We start from the raw sequence: 8,572 nt of genomic DNA on the forward strand, positions 1-8,572 counted from the left end.
AGGGCGGATGAGGGGAGCTTTTGACTTTGCTTAGCTAAAAGCTTCCCCTCACCCCAACCCCCGCTCCGCGCCCCGGCCCTTGCGCTGGCGCAAGGGCGTTCGACGGGCAGCGAACCAGTGGTTCGCAAGCTGCCCATCTCACCCCGCAAGCGGGAGAGGGGCTTAAGCAGATCACTCGTGCTTTGAGAACTCGCTCAACGAACCATCATTGCCCAACAAGGCAACCGTGAACGCCTGGCGATAGCCATCCGGCGATTCCATGCCCGGCGTACCAACCGGCATGCCCGGCAACACCAGTCCACGCGCCTGCGGGCGCTCGGCCAGCAACTTCTTGATGTCTTCCACCGGGACATGGCCTTCCACCACATAGCCGTCGATCTCGGAGGTGTGGCAGGACATCATGCCGTCACCGATTCCCAAGCGTTGCTTGACCGCCATCATGTCGCTGGTGTCATTGAGCTGCACTGGGAAGCCGGCGGCCTGCATATGCTCGGCCCAGCCACCACAGCAGCCGCAGTTCGGGTCCTTGTGCACAACCACCAACGGCAAGGCCCTGGTGGCCGGCGCAGCTTCAACCGCTTTCGCAGGTGTCGCAGCAGCCGTTGCGGCTGCCACAGCAGCAGTCGACGGACTGGCATTGCAGGCGCTGATCAACAAGGTGCCGGCAGCCAGCACCAGCAGCGAGAACATCGACTTTGAACGCATTTTCATGATCTAGATTCCTTGGACAGTTTGCCGCACAGGCCGGAGGCCAGTGCGGCAGTAGGGCGTCACAGCATCGACAGGCCGCGCTCGAATTCCTTGGCGTCGAGCTTGCCATCACGGTTGCCATCGCTCATGCCGAAGTGCGGCAGCAGCGGGTGACCGCTGGGCAGCTCCTCGCGGCTGATGAAGCCATCCTTGTTGGCATCGAAACGCTTGAACGTTGCCGCGGCATCAGCCTGCGGTGCCTTTGCAGCAGGCTTTGCCGCCGGTGCGTGATGCTCATGGCCGGCGTGCTGGGCCTGCGCGATGGAAACCGAGGCAAGGGTGATCGCGCCGATCATTGCGGCTTGAATAAAGAACTTCATCGAATGTATTCCTTGTTGGGAGAGTGGGGATGGCGCCGGCATACGACGCCATCCCGACGAATCAGAACCAGAAGCGCACGCCGGCAACCCAGCGCGATTCACTCACGCCTTCGCCGGCATCACGGTGCATATCAGCGGTATTGCCGAACACGCGTTCGTGCACAAAGCCCACATACGGTGCGAACTTGCGGGTGAACTCGTAGCGCAGGCGCAGGCCTGCTTCCACGCTGCTCAGGCCCTTGCCCACGCCACGGCGCGGATCGTCATCGGCAACGATGCTGGCTTCCACCACCGGCTGCAGAATCAACCGGTTGGTCAGCAGTACGTCGTATTCGACCTCGAAGGCCAGCTCGGCCTTGCGCGGTCCACCGATGTAGGCCATCGCCGAGACTTCGAACTTGTACGGCGACATGCCCTGCAGGCCGAAGGCCGCGCGGGTCAGATCCGGGGATTCGCGGCTGTTGTCATGCCGTGCACCGGCGACCACGTCCCACCACGGCGAGATCGAATGCCCGTACAGCGCATCCACCGACCAGTCGCCGAGCGCGTTCTCGCTGCGCTCGCCTTCGCTGCGGATCCACAGGCGGTTGATGTCGTTGCCGAACCAGGAGTCGATGCCCCAGGCCTGGCCGCTGCCGTGGGCGTTGTCCCAGGCTTCCAGGTGATCGAACACCACCAGGCTGTTGAACGACGGTGCATGCTCCATTGCATGTGGCTTCAACACCGGGAAGGCGTCGTCGAAGTCCTGCTTGGTCGGCGTTGGGATCGGCTCGCGCGGCGCGTCGCTGGCGCTGCTGCCCTGCATGTTGTGACCCGCATGCGGATCGGCCGGCATTGCATGGCCGGCATGCGGATCGGCGGGCATTGCATGCCCCGCGTGCGGATCAGCCGCCGTGCCGTGGCTGGAATGGTCTTCCGCCTTGGGCATGGCATGGCCTGCATGTGGATCAGCAGCCTTGGCTTTGCCGCCATGACCACGATGCGCAGCATGCGGATCGGCCGGCTTTGCCGTGGGCATGTTGTGCCCGGCATGCGGATCAACTACCGGCTTTGCTTCAGCGGCGTGCCCGGCGTGGCCCGCATGCGGGTCCTGCGCGAAGGCGCTGCCGCTGGCTGCCAGGGCGATGAACAACAGCGAGTGAGAAAAAGTCTTCATGCGTCGATCCTCACTTCGCGCATCATGCCCGCTTCCATGTGGTACAGCAGATGGCAGTGGAAGGCCCAACGGCCCAGCGCATCCGCGCGCACGCGGTAGCTGCGGCGTGTGCCTGGCGGCATGTCGATGGTGTGCTTGCGCAGCTGGAATTCGCCGTCGGCGTTCTCCAGGTCGCTCCATACACCGTGCAGGTGGATCGGGTGCTGCATCATCGTGTCGTTGACCAGCACGATGCGCATGCGCTCGCCATAGTTCAACTTGATGGGCTCGGCGCCGGCAAACGGGATGCCGTCGAAGTTCCAGGCAAACTTTTCCATGTGACCGGTGAGATGCAGTTCGATCTCGCGGCCCGGCTCGCGTCCATCCGGGTCCTCGAACAGTGAACGCATCGCGCCATAGGTCAGCACCTTGCGGCCGTTGTCGCGCAGGCCGATGCCGGGGTCGTCGAGCTTGGGCTCGGTGGCCGCGGTCTGCATGTCGATCAGCGGGTTGCCGGCTTCGCTGGGCTTGTGCTTGGGTGACTTGTCGGAGCCGCCATGGGCACCGTGGCCCATCGCTGCACCGCAGCCGCCTTCCATGCCCTTGGCACCCATATTGGCGCCGCAACCACCTTCCATGCCGGCACCGTGGTCGCCATGGCTGCCCATGTCGTGGCCCATGTCGCTCATGGTCAGCAGCGGACGCGGATCGATCTGCGGAATCGGTGCCTGCAGGCCCTGCCGCGTTGCCAGCGTGCCGCAGGCGTAGCCGGTGCGGCCCATGTCCTGCGCAAACAGGGTGAAGGCATCCTGGCCGGTTGGTTCGACGATGACGTCGAAGGTCTCGGCCGGGGCAATGCGGAACTCGTCGATGCTGACCGGATGGATGTACTGGCCATCGGCGGCGACCACGGTCATCTTCAGGCCGGGGATGCGCACATCGAAGTAGGTCATGGAGGCGCCGTTGATGAAACGCAGCAGCACTTTCTCGCCACTGCGGAACAGGCCGGTCCAGTTGCCGGCCGGGGCGGTGCCGTTCATCAGATAGGTGTAGGTGTGGGCATTGATGTCGGACAGGTCGGAGGGCGTCATCCGCATCCGGCCCCACATCCCGCGGTCACTGAGCGTCTCACGCAGGCCATCCTTGCGTGCGTCGCGCATGAAGTCACCGACCGTGCGCTGGTAGGTATTGTCATGCATTGGCATCTTCTTCATGCGCCGGAACAGCGCATCCGGATCGATGTCGGTCCAGTCCGAGAGCATGACCACGTGTTCGCGGTCGAAGTGGTACGGCGGCGGTGCCAGCGGATCGACGATCAGCGCGCCGTACAGACCGGCCTGTTCCTGGAACAGCGAATGGCTGTGGTACCAGTAGGTGCCGGACTGCTTGAGCTGGAACCGGTACTGGTAGGCCTCGCCCGGCGCAATGCCGTTGAAGCTAAGCCCAGGCACGCCGTCCATGTTGGCCGGCAGCAGGATGCCGTGCCAATGGATGGAGGTGATCTCGTCGGTGAGCGTATTGGCCACGCGCAGGTTGACGGTGTCGCCCTCACGCAGGCGCAGGATCGGTGCCGGCAAGGAGCCATTGACGGTGATGGCGGGGCGGGTACGGCCGGTGAAGTTGACCGCCGAGCGGCCGATGGCAAGGCTCAGCTCGGTACCGCGCAGCTCAACCGGCGGCACCGCCATGGCGCTGCCGGCGGCGAAGGCCTGTGGGATGCGGGCGAGGCCGGCACCGGCGACCACGCCGCCAATCGCCAGGCCCTGCACGAAACGACGTCGCGACAGTACCGAGCGCGAATCGGAAAGGAAATCAGAAGACATGTGGAACTCCCGGTCACACAGCCGCATCACGATGCGTTGCTGCATGTCCTGAACAGATCAAGGGTGCACCAGGGCGATGGCCTTGGCACAGATATCTGCGGACGCCAGAAGGCGCGGGAATCAGGCGATGGGAGGACGGTTGAGCTGGCCCGGGGCCACGTCGTCGCGAGAGGGGAGTGCTGGCATTGGCGCCAAGGCATGGCGCATAGGAGCAAGCCGCGTCATTGAGACGCTGGGCAGCATGTTGCAGTGCTGCTTACAGTCGCAGCTGTCACCGCTGGCACAGGGAGAAGGCGCCTTGTCGGCGTCGCCGGTATCACACTGCAGATTGGCTTCCTGCTCGTGGCAGCAGTCGTGCGCGCTGTCACCGGCTTCCATTTCCATCGTCATTGCCTGCATCGGCATGGCCATCGCCGTCGCAGACCACACCGAACCGACCGCACCAGCGATCAGGGTCAGGCATAGCAGCAGGGGCAGCAGGATGCGCGGCACGGGCTTTACGGTTGGAAGCGAGGCTGAACCATAACATTCCTGAGTACGGGCTGGGCTGAATGGTTTTCAACCCGGAAACCTTTCAGATCGTCATTCCCGCGAAGGCGGGAATCGCTCTGGTTCTGGCTTTTGCTTGCTCGTGGGAGAAAGGCCGAAGCCGGATCCAAAGCCGGAGCCGGAGCGATTCCCGCCTTCGCGGGAATGACGGCACAGGGGCAAGGGCAAAGGCCACGGCCACAGCCACAGCCACAGCCACAGCCCCAGCCCCAGCCTCCGCCCCCACAACCCAACCAAGTAGAATCCACCCCAGCATTCACCAAGAAGTGGCGATCCATGTCCCAGCGTGATTGGGTGGCGGCGGCCATCCACAAGATTGAAGCCGACTACAACCGTTCGGCCGATACCCATCTGATTCCCATCGACCTGCCGGGCTTCCCCGGTATCGATGTCTATCTGAAGGATGAATCCAGTCACCCGACCGGTAGTCTCAAGCACCGGCTTGCCCGCTCGCTGTTCCTGTACGCGCTGGCCAATGGTTGGTTGCGCGAGGGTTGCCCGGTGATCGAGGCATCCAGCGGTTCCACCGCGGTGTCCGAGGCCTACTTCGCACGCCTGCTGGGCCTGCCATTCATTGCGGTGATTCCGGCCAGCACCTCGCCGGAGAAGATCGCCGCCATCGAATTCCATGGCGGCCGCTGCCATCTGGTGCAACGCGCCTGCGACCTGAACTGCGAATCCGAACGATTGGCGCGCGAGACCGGCGGCCACTTCATGGACCAGTTCACCTACGCCGAGCGCGCCACCGACTGGCGCGCCAACAACAATATCGCCGAGTCCATCTTCAAGCAGATGGCCGAGGAGCCGCATCCGGTGCCGGAATGGATCGTCTGCAGCCCCGGCACCGGTGGCACCGCCGCCACGCTGGGCCGTTACGTCAGCTACCGCCGCCACGACACCCGCATCCTCTGTGCCGACCCGGAAGTGTCGATCTTCTATGACGGCTACAGCGCCGCGCTGGAGGGCCGCGACTGGCGTGACATGACCTGCGAAGGCGGGTCGCGTGTGGAAGGCATTGGCCGTCCGCGCGTGGAGCGCAGCTTCATCCCGACCTGCGTTGACGCGATGGTGAAGGTGAGTGATGCGCTGAGCCTGGCTGCGATGCGCCATGTCAGCGCGACCCTCGGACGTCGCGTCGGCGGTTCCACCGGCACCAACTTCATCGGCGTGCTGTACGCCGCCCAGCAGATGCGTGCTGCCGGCCGTGATGGCTCCATCGTCAGCATCCTCTGCGATGCCGGCGAACGCTACGCGCACAGCTATTACAACCCCGACTGGTATAGCCAGCAGAGCATCGACGTGGTCGGCGCCGATGCGGTGGTGGCCACGGCCGTGGCCGGGCAGGGCATGCCGGCCCTGCCTTGTGCCTGGCTGGAAGCGTCGCCATATCAGGTTTGATGCCGGCGCAGCCGGAACTGTTTGAAGGAATGTTGTGAACACCACCAATCCCCTGCTCGATTTCTCCGGCCTGCCGCGTTTCGACGCGATCCGTGCTGAACACGTCACCCCGGCCGTCGATACGTTGCTGGCCGAGGCCGAAGCCGCGGTGAAAGCCGCCGAAGCCGTGGCGCCGGTGAGCTGGGAGAATTTCGTGGTGCCGCTGGACGATGCTACCGAGCGGCTGTATCGCGCCTGGGGCCAGGTTTCGCACCTGCAGGCGGTGGTCAACACGCCGGAGCTGCGCGAGGTCTACAACGCCAACCTGCCGAAGATCAGCCGCTTTGGCAGCTCGGTCGCGCAGAACCCGGCGCTGTACGCGCAGTACAAGCTGCTGGCCGCCGCGCCGGCAGCGGCCAGTTACGACGAAGCACAGCGCAAGGCGGTGGAAAATGCACTGCGCGACTTCCGTCTCGGTGGTGCCGAGCTCGACGACGCCGGCAAGGCGCGTTTCGCCGAGTTGCAGGAAGAGCTGTCCGGCCTGCAGGCGAAGTTCTCGCAGAACGTGCTGGATGCCGGTGATGCATTCGCCTTGTACGTGGATGTAGCCGACGACCTGCTGGGCCTGCCCGATGACGTGATCGCCAGCGCCCGCGCTGCCGCACAGAAGGATGGCCGCGAAGGTTACAAGCTGACCCTGCAGATGCCGTGCTATCTGCCGGTGCAGACCTATGCCGACAACCGCGCGCTGCGCGAGCAGCTGTATCGCGCCCATGCGATGCGTGCATCGGAGTTCGGCGATGCGGCGCTGGACAACACTGGCAACATCGATCGCATTCTCGCCGTGCGCAATGAACTTGCTGCACTGCTGGGTTTCGACAACTACGCCGAATACTCCATCGCCACCAAGATGGCCAGCGACGCACCGCAGGTGCTGAGCTTCCTGCGCGATCTGGCTGCACGCGCCAAGCCGTATGCGCAGCGCGACCGCGCCGAGCTGGAAGCTTTCGCCCGCGACGAACTGGGCATGGACGAACTGCAGGCCTGGGATCTCGCCTATGTGGCCGAGAAGCTCAAGCAGGCGCGTTACAGCTACTCCGAGCAGGAGGTGAAGCAGTACTTCACCGAGCCCAAGGTGCTGGCCGGCCTGTTCGGTGTGATCGAGCGCCTGTACGGGCTCAAGGTGGAACAGGACAGCGCGCCGGTCTGGCACGAAGACGTGCGTTTCTATCGACTGGTGGATGCCGATGGCGCGCTGGTTGGCCAGTTCTACATGGACCTGTACGCACGCGAAGGCAAGCGCGGTGGTGCGTGGATGGACGATTGCCGCAACCGCCGCGTCACCACCGCTGGCGTGCAGACGCCGCTGGTCTATCTGGTCTGCAATTTCGGCCGCGGCAATGACGGCAAGCCGGCGACCTTCAGCCATGATGAAGTCACCACTGTCTTCCACGAAATGGGCCACGGCCTGCATCAGTTGCTGACCCGCATTGGGGAGCTGGCGGTGGCCGGCATCAATGGCGTGGAATGGGATGCAGTGGAACTGCCCAGCCAGTTCATGGAGAACTTCTGCTGGGAGTGGGAGCAGGTGGAAGCGATGACCGCGCATGTCGATACCGGCGCGCCGTTGCCGCGCGAACTGTTCGACAAGATGCTGGCGGCGAAGAACTTCCAGAGCGGCATGTTCACCGTGCGCCAGTTGGAGTTCGGCCTGTTTGACATGCTGCTGCACAGCCAGTACCAGCCTGAACAGGAAAGCGTGCTGCAGCTGCTGGAACGCGTGCGCGGCGAAGTGGCGGTGAACATCCCGCCGGCCTGGAACCGCTTCGCCAATCAGTTCAGCCATATCTTTGCTGGCGGCTATGCGGCCGGTTATTACAGCTACAAGTGGGCCGAAGTGCTCAGCGCCGACGCCTATGCTGCGTTCGAAGAAGCACCGGGTGCTTTGGCCGAAACTGGCAAGCGTTTCCGCGATGAAGTGCTGTCACGCGGCGGAAGTCGCAGCGCGGCTGAGAACTTCCGTGCCTTTCGTGGTCGTGAACCGCAGATTGACGCCTTGCTGCGGCATAGCGGCATGACTGCCTGAACAGCGGCCACGGCCGGGGCTGGTCAGCCGCGGCGATGAGGGTCAAGCTTGGGCCACGTATTCCCCAAGTTTGACGCCATGCCCCGGCTAATCACCCGCATCGCAGCCTGCGCGGCCATCATCGGCGCCGTGCTGTGGTTCCAACCGCGCATCAATGAACCTGACGCCCAGGTCAGCAATGGCTTGAATCTGCGCAGCGCGCCGGATCAGCGTGCAGAACGCCTGGCGGTATTGCCGGTGGGCACCACGGTGGAAGTGCAGCGCTGCCTGGCCGACCTGCAATGGTGCAATGTGCGTGCAGACGGCAGGAGCGGCTGGGTAGCGGCGGATTACCTGATCGCCCGCAGCGACGGCAAGAAGGTCAAACTGGCCGAAGCCGGCAAGCAGATGGGCGTAGTCATAGAGACCGCCAAGCCAGGCGGCTGAGGCCACACCTGTAGAGCCGAGCCACGCTCGGCTGGAGCGTTGGCCATACCTGTAGTGCCGAGCCATGCTCGGCTGGGGCATTATCGGTAGAGCCTCTGCCGAGCAT

At 64.1% G+C, this 8,572-nt stretch carries 8 protein-coding genes; 3 read left to right on the top strand and 5 right to left on the bottom strand.

Annotated elements, in window-relative coordinates; all coding sequences use genetic code 11:
• Nucleotides 1–171 precede the first annotated feature (171 nt).
• From ACVOLL_RS10645 to ACVOLL_RS10665, 5 genes are all read right to left on the bottom strand, one after another.
• Nucleotides 172–711: a DUF411 domain-containing protein gene (locus tag ACVOLL_RS10645; protein ID WP_481512889.1), complete on the bottom strand. Its 540-nt coding sequence runs from the start codon at nucleotides 709–711 to the stop codon at nucleotides 172–174.
• A 59-nt stretch (nucleotides 712–770) separates the two neighbouring features.
• Complete coding sequence (locus ACVOLL_RS10650) at nucleotides 771–1,070, bottom strand: EF-hand domain-containing protein (RefSeq protein ID WP_481512890.1); 300 nt, start codon at nucleotides 1,068–1,070, stop codon at nucleotides 771–773.
• A 61-nt stretch (nucleotides 1,071–1,131) separates the two neighbouring features.
• Entirely contained in the window at nucleotides 1,132–2,226 is a 1,095-nt protein-coding gene (locus ACVOLL_RS10655) for a copper resistance protein B (protein ID WP_481512891.1), read from the bottom strand.
• Nucleotides 2,223–4,028 carry a copper resistance system multicopper oxidase gene (locus ACVOLL_RS10660; protein ID WP_481512892.1) on the bottom strand — a complete coding sequence of 602 codons (1,806 nt, stop codon included), beginning with the start codon at nucleotides 4,026–4,028 and terminating at the stop codon, nucleotides 2,223–2,225. The genes ACVOLL_RS10655 and ACVOLL_RS10660 overlap by 4 nt, the downstream gene beginning before the upstream one ends.
• 120 nt (nucleotides 4,029–4,148) lie before the next feature.
• Complete coding sequence (locus tag ACVOLL_RS10665; protein WP_481512893.1) at nucleotides 4,149–4,520, bottom strand: CopL family metal-binding regulatory protein; 372 nt, start codon at nucleotides 4,518–4,520, stop codon at nucleotides 4,149–4,151.
• Between the two features lie 333 nt (nucleotides 4,521–4,853).
• Here ACVOLL_RS10665 and ACVOLL_RS10670 point away from each other — a divergent pair, with 333 nt between their 5' ends.
• The 3 genes from ACVOLL_RS10670 to ACVOLL_RS10680 all read left to right on the top strand — a co-directional run bounded on the left by ACVOLL_RS10670 (nucleotide 4,854) and on the right by ACVOLL_RS10680 (nucleotide 8,466).
• Entirely contained in the window at nucleotides 4,854–5,975 is a 1,122-nt protein-coding gene (locus ACVOLL_RS10670) for a PLP-dependent cysteine synthase family protein (protein ID WP_481512894.1), read from the top strand.
• Nucleotides 5,976–6,009: 34 nt separating this feature from the next.
• Nucleotides 6,010–8,040 carry a M3 family metallopeptidase gene (locus ACVOLL_RS10675; protein ID WP_481512895.1) on the top strand — a complete coding sequence of 677 codons (2,031 nt, stop codon included), beginning with the start codon at nucleotides 6,010–6,012 and terminating at the stop codon, nucleotides 8,038–8,040.
• 78 nt (nucleotides 8,041–8,118) lie between these two features.
• On the top strand, nucleotides 8,119–8,466 hold the full coding sequence (locus ACVOLL_RS10680; RefSeq protein WP_481512896.1) for an SH3 domain-containing protein: 348 nt from the start codon (nucleotides 8,119–8,121) through the stop codon (nucleotides 8,464–8,466).
• The last annotated feature ends 106 nt before the right edge of the window (nucleotides 8,467–8,572 follow it).

Source organism: Stenotrophomonas sp. STEN035 (assembly GCF_056759935.1).

Excerpts from the sequence above, each read along its gene's own strand:
- ACVOLL_RS10645 (WP_481512889.1), bottom strand. The coding sequence starts at position 711 with ATGAAAATGCGTTCAAAGTCGATGTTCTCGCTGCTGGTGCTGGCTGCC.
- ACVOLL_RS10650 (WP_481512890.1), bottom strand. The coding sequence starts at position 1,070 with ATGAAGTTCTTTATTCAAGCCGCAATGATCGGCGCGATCACCCTTGCC.
- ACVOLL_RS10655 (WP_481512891.1), bottom strand. The coding sequence starts at position 2,226 with ATGAAGACTTTTTCTCACTCGCTGTTGTTCATCGCCCTGGCAGCCAGC.
- ACVOLL_RS10660 (WP_481512892.1), bottom strand. The coding sequence starts at position 4,028 with ATGTCTTCTGATTTCCTTTCCGATTCGCGCTCGGTACTGTCGCGACGT.
- ACVOLL_RS10670 (WP_481512894.1), top strand. The coding sequence starts at position 4,854 with ATGTCCCAGCGTGATTGGGTGGCGGCGGCCATCCACAAGATTGAAGCC.
- ACVOLL_RS10680 (WP_481512896.1), top strand. The coding sequence starts at position 8,119 with ATGCCCCGGCTAATCACCCGCATCGCAGCCTGCGCGGCCATCATCGGC.